The 14,796-nt window shown below is 64.3% G+C and carries 15 protein-coding genes and 1 pseudogene; 8 read left to right on the top strand and 8 right to left on the bottom strand.

The genetic code is table 11. The features are described from left to right. Positions 1 to 16: 16 nt before the first annotated feature. The 3 genes from ACZ1JY_RS11760 to ACZ1JY_RS11750 are packed head-to-tail and all read right to left on the bottom strand — an operon-like array spanning position 17 to position 3,035. Positions 17 to 1,078, bottom strand: coding sequence for a homocysteine S-methyltransferase family protein (locus tag ACZ1JY_RS11760; protein ID WP_465129386.1), 1,062 nt, complete (start codon positions 1,076 to 1,078; stop codon positions 17 to 19). Beyond that, a complete protein-coding gene (gene metF / locus ACZ1JY_RS11755; RefSeq protein ID WP_465129385.1) occupies positions 1,075 to 2,031 on the bottom strand; it encodes a methylenetetrahydrofolate reductase [NAD(P)H] in 957 nt (318 codons plus the stop codon). The genes ACZ1JY_RS11760 and metF overlap by 4 nt, the downstream gene beginning before the upstream one ends. After that, positions 2,028 to 3,035 (bottom strand): ArsR/SmtB family transcription factor, encoded by a 1,008-nt coding sequence (locus ACZ1JY_RS11750; RefSeq protein ID WP_465129384.1) that lies wholly within the window; start codon positions 3,033 to 3,035, stop codon positions 2,028 to 2,030. The genes metF and ACZ1JY_RS11750 overlap by 4 nt, the downstream gene beginning before the upstream one ends. 201 nt (positions 3,036 to 3,236) lie before the next feature. Between ACZ1JY_RS11750 and ACZ1JY_RS11745 the strand changes: the two genes are divergently transcribed. Together ACZ1JY_RS11745 and ACZ1JY_RS11740 are read left to right on the top strand one after the other, a co-directional pair. Beyond that, positions 3,237 to 3,545, top strand: a complete 309-nt coding sequence (locus ACZ1JY_RS11745) for a hypothetical protein (protein ID WP_465129383.1) — start codon at positions 3,237 to 3,239, stop codon at positions 3,543 to 3,545. Positions 3,546 to 3,591: 46 nt separating this feature from the next. Next, positions 3,592 to 3,813 carry a hypothetical protein gene (locus ACZ1JY_RS11740; RefSeq protein ID WP_465129382.1) on the top strand — a complete coding sequence of 74 codons (222 nt, stop codon included), beginning with the start codon at positions 3,592 to 3,594 and terminating at the stop codon, positions 3,811 to 3,813. Here the strand turns inward: ACZ1JY_RS11740 and ACZ1JY_RS11735 are convergent. Then, complete coding sequence (locus tag ACZ1JY_RS11735) at positions 3,783 to 4,055, bottom strand: ribbon-helix-helix domain-containing protein (RefSeq protein ID WP_465129381.1); 273 nt, start codon at positions 4,053 to 4,055, stop codon at positions 3,783 to 3,785. The two genes, ACZ1JY_RS11740 and ACZ1JY_RS11735, sit on opposite strands and share 31 nt — an antisense overlap. Positions 4,056 to 4,116: 61 nt before the next feature. Here ACZ1JY_RS11735 and ACZ1JY_RS11730 point away from each other — a divergent pair, with 61 nt between their 5' ends. Beyond that, a complete protein-coding gene (locus ACZ1JY_RS11730) occupies positions 4,117 to 4,887 on the top strand; it encodes a helix-turn-helix domain-containing protein (RefSeq protein WP_465129380.1) in 771 nt (256 codons plus the stop codon). Between the two features lie 44 nt (positions 4,888 to 4,931). On the opposite strand, the gene phbB is transcribed toward ACZ1JY_RS11730, so the two are convergent. Both phbB and ACZ1JY_RS11720 read right to left on the bottom strand, forming a co-directional pair. Further along, entirely contained in the window at positions 4,932 to 5,654 is a 723-nt protein-coding gene (phbB, locus tag ACZ1JY_RS11725; protein WP_465129379.1) for an acetoacetyl-CoA reductase, read from the bottom strand. 153 nt (positions 5,655 to 5,807) lie between these two features. After that, a complete protein-coding gene (locus ACZ1JY_RS11720) occupies positions 5,808 to 6,593 on the bottom strand; it encodes a hypothetical protein (protein ID WP_465129378.1) in 786 nt (261 codons plus the stop codon). A 481-nt stretch (positions 6,594 to 7,074) separates the two neighbouring features. On the opposite strand from ACZ1JY_RS11720, the gene ACZ1JY_RS11715 reads away from it, so the two are divergent. The 5 genes from ACZ1JY_RS11715 (at position 7,075) to ACZ1JY_RS11695 (ending at position 13,242) form a co-directional block, all read left to right on the top strand. Continuing rightward, positions 7,075 to 7,482 carry a DUF3576 domain-containing protein gene (locus ACZ1JY_RS11715; RefSeq protein ID WP_465130904.1) on the top strand — a complete coding sequence of 136 codons (408 nt, stop codon included), beginning with the start codon at positions 7,075 to 7,077 and terminating at the stop codon, positions 7,480 to 7,482. 85 nt (positions 7,483 to 7,567) lie between these two features. Beyond that, positions 7,568 to 10,117, top strand: a complete 2,550-nt coding sequence (leuS, locus tag ACZ1JY_RS11710; RefSeq protein WP_465129377.1) for a leucine--tRNA ligase — start codon at positions 7,568 to 7,570, stop codon at positions 10,115 to 10,117. A 58-nt stretch (positions 10,118 to 10,175) separates the two neighbouring features. Further along, positions 10,176 to 10,607 (top strand): LPS assembly lipoprotein LptE, encoded by a 432-nt coding sequence (lptE, locus tag ACZ1JY_RS11705; protein WP_465130903.1) that lies wholly within the window; start codon positions 10,176 to 10,178, stop codon positions 10,605 to 10,607. Between the two features lie 7 nt (positions 10,608 to 10,614). Continuing rightward, complete coding sequence (gene holA, locus ACZ1JY_RS11700; RefSeq protein ID WP_465129376.1) at positions 10,615 to 11,637, top strand: DNA polymerase III subunit delta; 1,023 nt, start codon at positions 10,615 to 10,617, stop codon at positions 11,635 to 11,637. Between the two features lie 201 nt (positions 11,638 to 11,838). Continuing rightward, a complete protein-coding gene (locus tag ACZ1JY_RS11695; RefSeq protein WP_465129375.1) occupies positions 11,839 to 13,242 on the top strand; it encodes a sugar transferase in 1,404 nt (467 codons plus the stop codon). Between the two features lie 4 nt (positions 13,243 to 13,246). Here ACZ1JY_RS11695 and ACZ1JY_RS11690 read toward each other — a convergent pair whose 3' ends face one another. Continuing rightward, the gene (locus tag ACZ1JY_RS11690) at positions 13,247 to 14,200 is read right to left on the bottom strand and encodes a M48 family metalloprotease (RefSeq protein ID WP_465129374.1); all 954 of its coding nucleotides are present in this window, start codon (positions 14,198 to 14,200) and stop codon (positions 13,247 to 13,249) included. Between the two features lie 292 nt (positions 14,201 to 14,492). After that, positions 14,493 to 14,603, bottom strand: a pseudogene (locus tag ACZ1JY_RS11685) (sugar phosphate nucleotidyltransferase); the annotation flags it as partial. Positions 14,604 to 14,796: the final 193 nt, after the last annotated feature.

Below are 14,796 nucleotides of genomic sequence, written 5' to 3'. Positions count from 1 at the left end.
CGGGAGGGGGACTGAATTATGCCGCCATGATGAATGGCTCGAGCCCGGCCAGCCGCGTCGCGACTTCCGGCACGGCCATCTTGCGCGGCGGCAGTGCCTTCACCGCCTGCGCCATCGCGGCGATATGCGCGGGCGTCGAGCCGCAGCAGCCGCCGAGCACGTTGACCTGGCCGTGGTCGGCCCATTCCTTGACGAGGCCAGCGGTGGTTTGCGGCATCTCGTCATATTCGCCGAGCTCGTTGGGCAGGCCGGCGTTGGGATAGACCATGATCAGCGTGTCGGCGATTTCCGACAGCGCCTTCACATGCGGGCGCAACTGGGTGGCACCGAACGAGCAGTTGAGGCCGACAGTCAGCGGCTTGGCATGGCGGATCGCGTACCAGAACGCCTCGACCGTGTGGCCCGAGAGGTTGCGGCCCGAAAGGTCGGTCAGCGTCATCGACATCATGATCGGGATTTCGCGGCCGAGGTCTTTCTCGACCTTGCGCACCGACATGACGCCAGCCTTGGCGTTCAATGTATCGAACACCGTCTCGATCAGGATGAAGTCCGCGCCGCCTTCGACCAGCGCGTGGACCTGCTCGGCATAGACATCGACGAGGTGGTCCCAGTCGATCTCGCGGAAGCCGGGATCGTTGACGTCCGGGCTGAGTGAGAGGGTCTTGTTGGTCGGGCCGATGGCACCGGCAACGAAGCGGGGCTTGCCGTCCTTTGCCGTGAATTCATCGGCAACGCGGCGGGCAAGTTTGGCCGATTCCACGTTGATCTCGCGCACGAGATGCTCGGCGGCGTAGTCGGCCTGGCTGATGCGGTTGGCGCTGAAGGTGTTGGTTTCGGCGATGTCGGCACCGGCCTCGAAATAGGCGCGGTGGATCGATTCCGGCACTTCGGGCTTGGTCAGCGCGAGGATGTCGTTGTTGCCCTTCTGGTCCTTGGCGAGGCCGAGCGTTCCGGCGTAATCGGCTTCGGACAGCTTGAAGTTCTGGATCTCGGTGCCGAACGCGCCATCGGTGATGAGGATACGCTGCGCTGCCTGTTCGAGAAAGGCGGTGCGGGCGGTTGATGGAACGAGGGTCACGCTGCTTTCTCCAGCGCCGGAGCCTTGGGGCGAAGGCCAAGCAGGTGGCAGATCGCGTAGGACAGTTCGGCGCGGTTGAGGGTGTAGAAGTGGAAATCGCGCACGCCGCCGGCATAGAGGCGGCGGCAGAACTCGGCGGCGATCGTGGCGGCGACGAGCTGGCGCGAGGCGGGGTGGGTGTCGAGCCCTTCGAACAGGCCGTCCATCCACGCCGGGATCGCCGCTCCGCAGGCTGCGGCGAACTTGCGGGTCTGCGCGACGTTGGAGACGGGCAGAATGCCGGGGAGGATCGGCGCGTCGATACCTGCCGCTGCCAGCTTGTCGCGGAAGCGGAAGAAGGTTTCGGGTTCGAAGAAGAACTGGCTGATGCCGCGGGTGGCGCCAGCGTCGAGCTTGCGCTTGAGGTTGTCGATGTCGGCTTGGCTGCTCGGTGAATCCGGGTGGGATTCCGGGTAGGCCGCGACCGAGATTTCGAACGGGGCAATCTCTTTCAACCCTGCGACGAGTTCGGCGGCATTTGCATAGCCATCGGGGTGCGGGGTGAAGGGAACGCCGGGAGCGCCCATGTCGCCGCGCAGCGCGACGATGTGGCGCACGCCTGCTTCCCAGTAGCTTTCGGCCACTTCGCGGATTTCGGCCTTCGTCGCATCGACACAGGTCAGGTGCGCGGCGGCGGGAAGCTTGGCCTCCTTGATGATCCGCGCGACAGTGCCGTGGGTGCGATCGCGGGTGGAGCCGCCTGCGCCATAGGTGACCGAAACGAACTTCGGCTGCAGCGGCCCCAGCGTTTCGACCACGTCCCAAAGCTGCGCCATCAGTGCGTCAGTCTTCGGGGGGAAGAATTCGAACGACACGTTGATGTCACCCGGCAGCCCGGCGAAAAGCGGGGTGTCGAGTGCGGTGCGGGCTTCGCGTAACTGGTCGTAGCTCGTGTTTTTGGGGCTGGCGTTCATTGGGCTTTCCGGCTTTGCCGTGGATCGAGTAGCGTCACGCTGTCCTCGCGGCGCACGCCGGTCCACAGCTTGACGACGAGTTCGTGACCCGCGAGCGCGCGGGTTTCGTATGGGACGAAACCGGCGTCGCGCAGCATCGCCTCGATCTGGGCATCGGAGAAGCCAAGGCGGGCGTGGGCGTGGGTCTGGCGCAGGTCTTCGCGATCGTGCGCGGCAAAGTCGACGATGGCGATGCGGCCGCCCGGTGCGGTGACGCGGGCAGCCCCGGTCAGAACCGCCTCGGGTGCCTGGGCATAGTGCAGCACCTGATGGAACAGCACCGTATCGAAGCTGCGCGCGGCGAACGGGATCTGCGCGAAATCGCCCTGCACCAGCTCCACGCTGTCGGCGCGCAAGTGCTGGAGCCGCGCGCGCGCGATGCGCAGCATGTCGGGGCTCTTGTCGAAAGCGACGATGTGCCCGGCATGCGGCGCGAGCAGTTCGGCGATGCGGCCGGTGCCGGTGCCGACGTCAAGCAAGCGACCAAGGCCAGCTTCACCCGAGAGATCGAGCAGCATTTCGGTCAACGCAGCTTCGACCGGGCCGTCTTCGATATGGAGCGAGCGGAGCTCGTCCCACTCTTCGGCATGGCGCGAGAACCAGTCGAGCGCGTGGGATTCGCGCGAGGCGCGGATCGCGTCGAGATGCTGGCGGTCTTCGGCGCAGCGACGGCCAAAGGCGGTGTCTTCCTGTTCCGCCACCGCGAGCAGCCTTGCAATCGCGGCGGCAAGCGGGCTGCCCGAGCTTTCGGAGATCGAGCTGCGCAGGAACACCCACGCGCCCTCCTTGCGGCGCTCCGCCAGGCCCGAATCGCACAGAATCTTGATATGGCGGGAGACGCGCGGCTGGCTTTGCCCCAGCACTTGCGCGACTTCGCCCACCGCCAGTTCCATGCTGGCGAGGAGGCGCAAAATGCGCAGGCGCGTCGGGTCGTCTAGCGCGCGAATGGCGTCATGGATGGCCATGCGAAAGGGCATATAAAGGAACCTTTATACGTGTCAAGGGATATAACAATTACGTTATATCAATTGTTACGGTTCCTTTCGTCAAGGGCAAGGATGCATTTGCCTTAGCCACTGGCCACTTATAGAACAGCCCCGTTCGGCTCCGCGCCGGGCGGTGTCCCGTCCGCGCACAGCCCAGAAACAGCCCAGAGAGGGAATTCGATGAAGAAGTACGCAAGCCTCGCGATCGTCGCCTCAGCAGCCCTTGCCCTGTCGGCCTGCGGCAAGTCCGACGATGCATCCGAAGCGGCTGCCGAAGATACGGTGGAAATGCCCGCAGACGAACTCCCCGCGATGGAACCTTCGGCAGCAGCAGCACCGATGGCTCCCGTGGTCGATGCATCGGCCGCGGCCGATGCCGAAGCCAACGCCGTGCGCGATACCGCGAACAACGCCGCTGCGGTTGCCGCTGCCGCGCAGGCCGCGGCTGCCGATGGCGAAGATCAGCAGTCGGCTCCGCCCGCGCAGTAAGGACAGGAGCGGGCGGCGCATTGCGCTGCCGCCCGCCCCCTTTGCCATGACACCACACGGCACACCTTTGCGGTCCTTCGCCCTTGCCGTTCTGCTGGGCCTTGTCAGCGCCTGCGGCTCCTCCGAAGAGGAAAAGCCCGGCGGCGTTTCGCGCGATGATGCCAAGGCACTCGATGCAGCAGCGGAAATGCTCGATGCGCGGCAGCAGCCAGCCCTGCCCGAAGCGACTGTGCCCGCTCATGAAGCTCCGGCGCCGTCCGCTTCCTGATCGCGCAGCTGCTTCGTCAGCCGCGCCACCAGCCACAGCCTGATCGCGCCCGCCAGCCCCGGCGGCACCTCAACCCTTATCCTGTCGGCATCGATCCGTGCGACCAGCGCGTTGACCGGAACCCCATCATCCGCCGCGGCTGCGCGTAGCATGTCCCAGAACATCGGCTCGAGGCTGATCGACGTCTTGTGTCCGGCAATCTCGACCGAGCGCTTTACCGGCGGGTGGTACGGGTTGGTCATGTTGCCGGGATACGAATTATTGGGGGTGGCCCGCAACCGGCATCGCTCCTACCCGTGCATGATGGCAACAGGTTACGAAGCACTGAGCGAGAAGGAAAGGGAGACGCTGCGGCTGCTGCTCGGCGGGCATGACGCCAAGTCCATCGCTCGCCAGCTCGGCCTTTCAGTGCATACCATTCATGAACGGCTGCGCGAGGCGCGGCGCAAGATGGGCACGGCGAGCAGCCGCGAGGCGGCGCGCCTGCTGCACGAGATCGAGGGGAGCGCCCCCCAATCGTTAGGGGACAAGGGAATCGGGGCTGCCACCGAACGCGCCGGAGCATATCCGATGGATCGCCCAGACCGAGCGGCTGCCGCATCGCGCCGCATCGGCTGGATCGTTGGAGGAGTTGCCATGACCTTGAGCCTTGCCTTGTTAGCCCTGACCGCGCTTTCCGGAACCGAGCAGACGCCGGCGGCCACCGCCACCGGTTCACCACCTGCCGTAGTGCCTACTGCAGCAAGCGAGCAGGCAGCAGTGCGAGCCGCCGAAGCGTTTCTTGCCCTGGTCGATCGTGACGACTGGGCCGCCAGCTGGCAGGCCACGCACAAATCTTTCCAGTTGCTCAACACTGTGGACTGGTGGGCCAAGGCCTCCGAGGGAGTGCGGGCCCGCGTTGGCAAGCCGATATCGCGCAAGCTCGAAAAGGTCGATTTCACGCCTGCACCGCCCAACGGCTATTGGACCGTGACCTTCAAGGCGCGCTACGCAAAGGCGGGGGAAGCGACCGAGACGCTGCAGATGGCGTCCGAGGCTGGCGGATGGAAGGCGACCGCCATAACCGTGGAGTAAGAAAGCAAGGCCCCGCTCTTATGGGAGGGCGGGGCCTTTGCAGGTCAATACATGTGCTGGCCGCCGTTGAGCGACATCGTCGAGCCGGTAACGAAGCCACCCTCGTCCGCGGTGAGGAAGGCGACGCCGCGCGCGATCTCCTCGGCGTGGCCGAGGCGGCCGACCGGGATCTTGGCAACGATCTTCTCCAGCACCGGCGCAGGCACGGCGGCAACCATGTCGGTGTCGATATAGCCCGGCGCGATTGCGTTGACGGTCACGCCGTACTTGGCGCCTTCCTGCGCCAGAGCCTTGGTGAAGCCGTGGATGCCGGACTTTGCTGCGGCATAGTTGACCTGGCCGTACTGCCCGGCCTGGCCATTGATCGAACCGATGTTGACGATGCGGCCCCAGCCGCGCTCGCGCATGCCGGGGAACGTGGCCTTGGCCATATTGAAGCACCCGCCAAGGTTGATGCGCATCACCTCGTTCCAGTCGTCGAAGCTCATCTTGTGGAGCACGCCATCGCGGGTGATGCCGGCGTTGTTGACGACGATGTCGATCTCGCCGACTTCGGCGGCGATCTGCGCGCAGCCCTTGATCGTGGCTTCATGATCGCCGACGTCAAAGCGATAAGCTGCAATGCCGGTTTCGGCAGTAAAGGCGCGGGCCTTTTCCTCGTTTCCTGCATAGTTGGCGACAACCGTGCGCCCTTGCGCCTTGAGTGCCAGGCAGATCGCCTGACCGATTCCGCGCGTACCGCCGGTAACCACTGCAACTCGCGACATGCTTTACCCTCCGTTGTTCCCTCTCGCGGGTAGGGTAGGTTCATGACGGAGATGCGACAAGTTGCCGAATACGTAAATGCGGCAAAAGAACGAGGAAACATGCTGCAGAATTGCTGCAGCAATGAAGCTAATACTGTCGGAAGCCGAGCGGGATCAGAAGCGGAATTGGGTTCCGACGTAGACGGCCTGATTGTCCTGCTTGCCATCGGTCAGCGGACGCAGGCGATCACGTTCGGGCGAGTAGCGCACGCCGGCAGTGACGTTCAGGTTCTTGGTCAGGCGGTAGCTGCCGCCGAGATCCAGCTGATAATCACCCTGGCCTTCAAGCGTACGCGGCGCGCGGCCAGCCTGATCGCGGCCTTCGGCTTCGATCCGGGGCGCAAAGCGGCTGGGCGTCGACGCCGGGGCAGACGCCTTGAACTTGGCCAGATCGGGCATGTCGATCCGCTGCAGATCATGCAACGGCGAAGGCGCGGCGCCTGGCGAAGCGAAGCTGGCGTAGCCACGGGCCATGCCGAGGTTGAACGCCATCGGCGCGATGCGGACCGGCGACGCGCCCGGCTGCGCCGCATCGGCCATTGCGGTGCGAACCGCGAAGTTCGACGAATTCAGCGCATCGACGCGGACCGCAACGGTAACCGAGCGAGTCGGCCGGGTATCGGTGCCGGTGGGCGTGAAGCGGAACAGCTTGCCGTTTTTGAGCGCACGCACGGTAATCTGCGAGGCAAGGCGTTCATCAACCGAGGCAGGCGTGAACGAACCGATGCCACCACGCGCCGCAAGGCTGACGGGCGCCATGTCAAAACCGCTGGAGAAGGCCGAAGTCACTGTCGGCGAAAGGGCAAGACCCACCACGGCGGCCAATCCGAGCGTCAACGGCGCGCGCAGGCGGCGGCGCATCGCACCCTTACCTGCAGCCTTGTTGCCGTTGCCGACCATGATACGTCCGTTCTACCCCAACCCGGGCTTTGATCCGCCCCATTATGCTCCCGAGAGCAGCTTGCCGCCGTGACGACTCCGCGCACCACCCGGAATGCTCTACGCAATACCTCTAACGCCTGAAGGTTTCCAGTCCCACGCCAGATAGAAGTGGCAGCGAAAGACTCTTCCTTTTGAAGTGTGGCGCAATATCCACAGGTGCCGATCGGACGATTGCGCTGGGCGCGGCGAAGACTCGGCGATGTTCAGTCACGGTTCACGCGGGTCCAGACCATTTGGCCCCGCAATTCAGTGCGTCGTTCATCGTGCTTGCCGCATGGCGCGCGCCGGTGATAGAGGCTCTTTCGATCACGCGCGTTCACATGCGCGCAAACCTGCGGCAATGCCCGGAAACGGCACCCCCGCAAGCAAGGACTGTTTCGTAGTGACCATGACCGCCAAGACCGCGCAGAGCACCCGCAAGCTGATTCTTCGTGGGCTTATGATCGGGACCATGGCCTTGGCTGTCACTGCCTGCGGCAAGAAGGATCGCCCAAGAGCGGATCTCGCCCCCAGCCAGCTGACCACGATCGGCGTCAACGCCTACCTGTGGCGCGCAACGCTCGATGCGCTTTCGTTCATGCCGCTGCTGCAGACTGACAGCAATGGCGGCGTCATCGTGACCGACTGGTATGCCAACCCCAAGAACCCGGGCGAGCGCGTCAAGGTCACCGTTTCGATCGTCGACCAGGACTTGCGCGCCGATGCGCTGCGGGTTGCCGCCAGCCGTCAGGTCTCGCAGAACGGCCAGTGGGTCGATGCTCCTGTTCAGGCCGCCACCGTCCAGAAGCTTGAAGACATCATTCTGAGCAAGGCGCGCGACCTGCGCCGCGCTGCCATTGCGGGATAAGGCATCCGGCGTAGCGCAAGGCCGGTTCTGATCTGCCGAGAGGCGAATCTTGCGCGTCGCGCCAGCGCTCCCTAGAGGAGCGCGCATGACCGAGAACACTGCTCCCGCCAACTCTGCTTTCGAGCGCTTCGATCCGTCTATCGCCGACACCCGCTGGCAGCAGGTGTGGGACGAGCAGCAGTCGTTCCGCGCTGACGACTCCAGCGCCAAGCCCCGCAGCTACGTGCTCGAGATGTTTCCCTATCCTTCGGGGCGCATCCACATCGGGCACGTGCGCAACTATACGATGGGCGACGTGCTGGCGCGCTACAAGCGCATGCGCGGGTTCGAGGTGCTGCACCCGATGGGCTGGGACGCCTTCGGCATGCCGGCAGAAAACGCGGCGATGGAAAAGGGCGTCCACCCCGGTGGCTGGACCCGCGACAACATCGCCAACATGAAAGCGCAGCTGAAGCGTCTCGGCTTCGCACTCGACTGGAGCCGCGAGATCGCCACCTGCGAGCCGGAATACTACGGCCAAGAACAGTCGCTTTTCCTCGATCTCTATGCGGCAGGCCTGGTCTACCGCAAGGAATCGACGGTCAACTGGGACCCGGTCGACATGACCGTGCTCGCCAACGAGCAGGTCATCGACGGGCGCGGCTGGCGCTCGGGCGCGCTGGTCGAGAAGCGCAAGCTCAACCAGTGGTTCCTCAAGATCACCGACTTTGCCGACGAACTGCTCGAGGGCCTGTCGACGCTCGACAAGTGGCCCGAGAAGGTGCGCGTGATGCAGGAGAACTGGATCGGCAAGAGCCAGGGCCTGCAGTTCCGCTTCGACCTTTCCAATGGCGAGAGCGTGGAAGTCTACACCACCCGCCCCGACACGATCTTCGGTGCAAGCTTCGTCGCCGTTGCTGCGGACCATCCGATCGCGCAGGGCGTCGCGGCGGTGAACTGCGAAGCGGCCAACTTCATCGCGCTGTGCAAGAAGGGCGGCACCACTGCCGCTGAACTGGAAACGGCCGAGAAGCTGGGCTTCGACACCGGGATCGGCGCCAAGCATCCGCTCACGGGCAAGTACCTGCCAGTCTACATCGCCAACTTCGTGCTGATGGAATACGGCACAGGTGCGATCATGGCCGTGCCCGGGCACGACCAGCGCGACTTCGATTTTGCCACCAAGTACGAACTGCCGATACTGCGCGTTGTGGCCGCTGATCCGGCGGATGCAAACAAGCCCTTCGCCGGTGAGGCCGAGGCCGGCGACGGCGTGCTGGTCAACTCCGACTTCCTCAACGGCATGAACGTCGCCGATGCCAAGGCTGCCGTCATCGGCCGCGCACAGAGCGAAGGCTGGGGCGAAGGCAGGACGGTATGGCGCCTGCGCGATTGGGGTGTTTCGCGCCAGCGCTATTGGGGCACGCCAATCCCGTTCGTGCACTGCGAGGTCTGCGGCGTGGTGCCGGTGCCCAAGAAACAGCTGCCAGTGACCTTGCCCGAGGACGTCAGCTTCGACGTGCCCGGCAACCCGCTCGACCGTCACCCGACATGGAAGCATGTCGATTGCCCGCAATGCGGCCATCCCGCCCGGCGCGAAACCGATACGCTCGACACCTTCGTCGACAGCTCGTGGTATTTCCTGCGCTTTGCCAGCCAGCCCGAAGATCGCCCGTTCGACCCGGAAGAGATCAAGCGGTGGCTGCCGGTGGAGCAGTATATCGGCGGGATCGAACATGCGATCCTGCACCTGCTCTACGCCCGTTTCTGGACCCGCGCGCTCGCCCGTATCGGCAAGATCGAGGTGACCGAGCCGTTCGGCAGCCTGTTCACGCAAGGCATGGTCACGCACGAGACCTACGAGCGCAGGAATCCCGAGAATGGCCAGCCAGTGTTCTTCTCGCCCACCGAGGTTGAGCGCAGTGGCGATGGCGCAACGCTGAAGGCAGACGGCGCGCCGGTCGAGATCGGCCGCGTGATCAAGATGTCCAAGTCCAAGAAGAACGTGGTGGATCCGGACGAGATCGTGGCGAAATACGGTGCCGATGCGATCCGCTGGTTCATGCTGTCGGATTCCCCGCCAGAGCGCGACTTGCCGTGGTCCGAAGCCGGAATCGAGGGCTGCGCACGCTTCGTCCAGCGCTTGTGGCGCCTGTTCGGACAGTTCGATGCCAATGCTGCCGGTGAGGACAAGGCGCTGGATCGCAAGGCGCATCAGACTGTCGATATGGTCGCCTCGGACATCGAGGCACTGGGCTTCAACAAGGCTGTGGCGCGGATCTACGAACTGACCGGTGCAATCGAGAAGGCCGCGCCTTCGGCCAGCCGTTCGGCCGCCATCCGCAAGCTGCTGCTGCTGGTCGCCCCGATGATGCCGCATCTTGCCGAGGAAGCACATGCCCGATTCGGCGCGGGGCTGGTGGCCGATGCCGCGTGGCCCGAGGTCGATCCCGCGCTGCTGATCGATGACGAGGTGACCGTTGCCGTGCAGGTCAAGGGCAAGCTGCGCGATACGCTGACCGTGGCCAAGGGCACATCGAAGGAAGACCTCGAACGCCTTGCCCTCGCTTCCGAGAAAGTGCAGCGTGCACTCGAGGGGGCGGAAGTGAAGAAGGTGATCGTCGTGCCTGACCGTCTGGTGAATCTTGTCGCCTGAGCGCCTCGTCCTGATCCTCGCGCCGCTTGCGCTGCTTTCCGGTTGTGGTCTGCAGCCAATGTATGCAGGCGGCGGCAAGGGCGAGGTGGCGCGCGCGCTCGCCGACGTCACGATCTCGCCGATCGAAGGCCAGTCCGGCTGGCTGGTCCGCAATGCGCTGGTCGATCGCCTGGGTGCAGGCGCCGCAGGCAACGGCGCGCGCTATCGTCTTGATGTCCGGCTGGACGATCGCGTCGAAGGGCTGGGCCAGCTTTCCAACGATGCGATCACGCGCGAGCGCCGTACTTTGCGGGCGCGCTATCAGCTGGTCGATACGCAGAACGGTGAGGTCGTCCTCGACGCGACGGCGGGATCGGACGCCGGGTTTGACGTCGTGAACAGCGAATATGCCGTGATTGCTGCGGAACAGACGGCGCTCGAAAACCTGTCGCAGGAAGTGGCCGATCAGATCGTCACGCGCGTATCGGTCCGCTTGCGCAAGCGCTCCTGAGCCGGGCGTGAAGGTCACCCAGAAGAACTTCGCGGCAAGCGCTGCTCGCGCGGTAAAAGACTGTCGCATCTTCTATTTCTGCGGGCCGGATGAATCCGGTGCCAGCGATGCGGCCGCCAAGATCGCAGGCATGCTCGGCGAGGCCGAGAAGGTCGATCTGAGCGGAGGTGAGCTCAAGCGCGACCCGGTGCGTCTGGCTGACGAGGCGCGTTCGGTCTCGTTGTTTGGCGACAGGCGGATCATTCATGTCCGTGCGACCGGCGACGATGCGCACGATGCTGTCGAAACCCTGCTGCAAAGCCCTGTCGATGGTTGGCCGGTCCTCATCGTCGCCACTTCGGCCACGGACAAGTCGCGCATTGCCAAATTGCTCGAGAACCGGGCCGATGCGCTGGTCGGGATGTTCCATCCGCCAGACCTCAAATCCGTCGCCAGTGCGATCAGAAGTTCGGCCGATGCCATGGGCGTGCGCCTGACCGACGAACTGTCCGAGCGAGTCGCCCGTGCGACGGCGCTGGATACGCGCATGGCCCGAAGCGAGCTGGAGAAGATCGCGCTCTATCTCGATGCCAGCCCGCAGGCGCCGCGCACCGCGACGGCGGCAGACCTCGATGAAGTCTGTGCCGTCAGCGAAGACGATGGCATGATGCCACTGGTCAACGCCGTCCTTGGCGGCGAGGTTCGGCGCATTCCGGGAGAGCTATCCCGCATGCGCGAACAGGGCATCAACCCGGTCGGGCTGGTCCTCGCGCTTGAACGTCGCGCCGGGCAACTGGTTCAGCTTGCCGGTCGCCTCGGTGAACGTGGAGACGTAAATGCTTTCATGCAACAGGAAAGCGACGCGCGCCGGGTGTTCTTCCGTGACCGTGCCGACCTGACCCAGCAGCTCAAGCGCTGGCGCGGCCCGCGCCTCGTGCGTCTGTGCGAGAGGCTGGTTTTGCTGCACCGCACACTGATCGCCGACAACAGGAACGGGGAACTCGCCCTCGCGCAGGGGCTGGCAGAGATCGCGCGCGCTGCGGCACGATGAAGCGTGGCGGTTTTCCGTCATATAGTGTGGCCTGCGTCACATCGGGACACTTAGGCGCTTGCCATAGAGGCATCACTAGGTATTTTTGCGCAGTGCAATAAATATAAGCTTTGGTCGCTACAGGGATTCGATCAATCGCCTGCTTGGCCAGGGCATCAACCTGTCGATGCTGGCAAGCGGACTGAAGGGGCAGCTAACGCGATGACAGTGCACATTTCGGCAGACGAGATGCGCGAGTCGCAAAGCCGGAAGCGGATAACGCTTCCGCTGGCGCCGTCTCTTGAGCAGCGCAGGCTGCAGCTTTACGTTGCGCTGCTGGTGGCCGATGGACTGGCAATCCTTGGTGGCTTCGGCGCTGCAAGCTGGCTCTACCTCGGCAATTTTGCGGATGCAGGGTCGCTCGTCCACAGCCAGGTGATTTTGCCGATCTACTGGACGATCGCGTTGAGCCTGCAGGTCTACACGCTTCGTTCGCTGCGCCGTCCGAACTTCGCCCGCCTGCGCTCGGCATGGTCGCTCCTGGGTGCGGATGCAATCCTGCTGTTCGTCGGTTTCGCCACCAAGAGCACCGAGGATTTCTCTCGCGTGTCTGCCATGCTCGGCCTTGCGTTCAGTCTCGTGCTGCTGCTCTGGGTCCGCGCTCTGATCCGCCCGCTGATCCAGGCGCGCTGTGGCGAAGTTGCCATCAACACCCTGCTCATCGACGACGGTGGCGCCGCGCTGCGCATTCCGCACGCCTTCCATATCGACGCGCGGGAACATCATCTCGCGCCTGATCTGGGCGATCCGCACATGATGGATCGGCTCGGCCTCTACATGCTCAACATGGATCGCGTTCTGGTGACCTGCTCGCCGGAACGGCGCAACTCCTGGGCCCTGGTGTTCAAGAGCGCGAACGTTTCCGGCGAGATCGTCGATCCGGAAGTGCGCAAGCTCGGTGTCATCGGCGCGCGACGTGATCGGGACTATGGCGCGCTGATCGTGGCCAGCGGGCCGCTTGGCTTACGCGCCCGTGCCGTGAAGCGCGCCCTCGACATGACTTTGGCCGGCGGCGCCGTGCTGGCGCTTGCCCCGCTGCTGCTGCTCGTGGCGTTGCTGATCAAACTGGAAGACCGGGGGCCGATCTTCTTCGTGCAGAAGCGGACCGGTCGCGGCAATCGCTTCTTCCCGATCTTCAAGTTCCGTTCGATGCGCGTCGAGAAGCTCGATGCCGCGGGCAACCGGTCGGCCAGCAAGGACGATGACCGCATCACCCGCATCGGTCGCTTCATCCGGCGTACGAGCATCGATGAATTGCCGCAGCTCTTCAATGTGCTGCGGGGCGAAATGTCGATCGTCGGGCCTCGGCCCCACGCCATTGGCTCACTGGCGGGCGACAAGCTGTTCTGGGAGGTCGACCACCGTTACTGGCTGCGTCATTCGCTCAAGCCCGGTCTCACCGGCCTCGCTCAGGTGCGAGGTTTCCGCGGCGCGACTGATACTGAAACCGATCTGGCGGACCGACTCCAGGCCGATCTCGAGTACCTCGATGGCTGGACGATCTGGCGCGACCTGAAGATTATCGTCAACACTGCCCGCGTGCTTGTTCACGACCGCGCGTTCTGACGGGTCACCGCTGATTCCCATGCCCATCGGCCGTGCTGACCGGACATGTGAGCCCGGGCAATTCATCATCGAGCCGCGCCACGCGCTTGGCAAAGCTGCGGTGCGTCGGTGCGCGGAGAAATCCCAGCCAATCGCCCTTGCCGAGACGGCGGAACAGGCCAAGACCGCGCGCAGCGTCATATCCGGCACAATGCATCAACTGCAGGCCGAGCGAGTCCGCGGCATCCTCCATCCGGCGCCGTTCCGAGATGCCCCCGCCCTTGCGATGCTGCAGCGTGATGTGCGCCAGTTCATGGCCCGCCGCCAACGCGATTTCATCGTCACTGCGGGCCATGGCGATCAGCCCGCTGGAGATCGCGACATTGTGCGAATCGCTATGCGCATCGACCCCGCGATCGGTGACGAGCACCAGCCGTGCTGCGCAATGAAGCGCCGGATCGACCGTGACATTCCTCACGCTGCCAGCCCGGCGCACTGTCAGTGCGATGGCGACACCGGGCTTGCTTGCCGCCACTTCTTCAAGCAGCGCTTCAGCCACCAGCGATCCGGCCTGCCGACGTTCGGCGATGGCATCGACACTCACGGACCCTATGGCCAGGAGCTCATCGCCAGCACGCAGCCCCGCATGGTCTGCCGGACCGTCCTTGACTACTCCGATCAGCACCGGATTTTCCCGCAGGCCTACAGTCCGCTCCAGCATGGGCCAGTCCCGACGGTCATAGGCGCGGCGATCGTCAATCGTGACGCCGATGTCGGGAGCGGTGCGTGGGCAACTCGCGCGAGCTGCGGTGCGCAGGCGCCATTCGATGCCGCCGAGCCGGATCATGTCATCGCGGATACGAACGGGCCACTGCGGAGCAGCCTGCGCAAGGAGCAGCGCTGCCGGCATGGGCACGGTCAGCACTGCGGTCAGGGCCAATGCCCCTGCCGGGAAGCGCCATTTCGAATTTCTCACCATTCCGGCCACCATTCCAGACATCCTGCGTCCCGGTCAATTCGCGATGTCGGAATTCACGCGGCCCCCATGCGCGAGCGCCGCGCCGCCACATTTCATATTGCATTGCACCATTTTGGAGTTGGCGCTAGGCTTCGCGGGCGTGTCTGGCTCGGGGCAGGGTCCTGTTTCCGTCAGTTGCGCGGTTCGGCGTCGATAGGCGGCGGCTTGCCGGTCTCTTCACCCCACCGACAGATTCCTGTTCCTTTCGGGAGATTACGTTGAAAATTGCGATTCTCGGACTCGGCTATGTCGGGATCATCGGCTTGTCATAGACCGGCATCAACTGCTTCGACACGCCCCGGGTCAACGGATAGAGGCGCGTGCCGGAACCGCCTGCAAGAATGATTCCCTTCCGCTGCGTCAGGCTGCTGCCGTCAGGCCTTGGCGATCCGTTCACGATGAGAGGTGCTCCCTGAGGTGAGATAGCTAAGTAGATACACTATAACGTCAACATGGCTGCAATGCTTGCGCCCCGCGCGCGCCACTTTTTCTCATTAGCCGGATTCAAGTCGGGCATGTCGCTTGCTGCATTGCAGCAAGCCCGCTGCAGGTCAACA

The organism is Novosphingobium sp. BL-A-41-Hi4B-X5A, from assembly GCF_055521705.1.
Note: the sequence above shows the minus strand (reverse complement) of the source record. Positions and strands in the feature narration are given on the sequence as shown.

Excerpts from the sequence above, each read along its gene's own strand:
- metF (WP_465129385.1), bottom strand. The coding sequence starts at position 2,031 with ATGAACGCCAGCCCCAAAAACACGAGCTACGACCAGTTACGCGAAGCC.
- ACZ1JY_RS11750 (WP_465129384.1), bottom strand. The coding sequence starts at position 3,035 with ATGGCCATCCATGACGCCATTCGCGCGCTAGACGACCCGACGCGCCTG.
- ACZ1JY_RS11745 (WP_465129383.1), top strand. The coding sequence starts at position 3,237 with ATGAAGAAGTACGCAAGCCTCGCGATCGTCGCCTCAGCAGCCCTTGCC.
- ACZ1JY_RS11740 (WP_465129382.1), top strand. The coding sequence starts at position 3,592 with ATGACACCACACGGCACACCTTTGCGGTCCTTCGCCCTTGCCGTTCTG.
- ACZ1JY_RS11735 (WP_465129381.1), bottom strand. The coding sequence starts at position 4,055 with ATGACCAACCCGTACCACCCGCCGGTAAAGCGCTCGGTCGAGATTGCC.
- ACZ1JY_RS11730 (WP_465129380.1), top strand. The coding sequence starts at position 4,117 with ATGGCAACAGGTTACGAAGCACTGAGCGAGAAGGAAAGGGAGACGCTG.
- phbB (WP_465129379.1), bottom strand. The coding sequence starts at position 5,654 with ATGTCGCGAGTTGCAGTGGTTACCGGCGGTACGCGCGGAATCGGTCAG.
- ACZ1JY_RS11720 (WP_465129378.1), bottom strand. The coding sequence starts at position 6,593 with ATGGTCGGCAACGGCAACAAGGCTGCAGGTAAGGGTGCGATGCGCCGC.
- ACZ1JY_RS11715 (WP_465130904.1), top strand. The coding sequence starts at position 7,075 with ATGATCGGGACCATGGCCTTGGCTGTCACTGCCTGCGGCAAGAAGGAT.
- leuS (WP_465129377.1), top strand. The coding sequence starts at position 7,568 with ATGACCGAGAACACTGCTCCCGCCAACTCTGCTTTCGAGCGCTTCGAT.
- lptE (WP_465130903.1), top strand. The coding sequence starts at position 10,176 with ATGTATGCAGGCGGCGGCAAGGGCGAGGTGGCGCGCGCGCTCGCCGAC.
- ACZ1JY_RS11695 (WP_465129375.1), top strand. The coding sequence starts at position 11,839 with ATGACAGTGCACATTTCGGCAGACGAGATGCGCGAGTCGCAAAGCCGG.
- ACZ1JY_RS11690 (WP_465129374.1), bottom strand. The coding sequence starts at position 14,200 with ATGGTGAGAAATTCGAAATGGCGCTTCCCGGCAGGGGCATTGGCCCTG.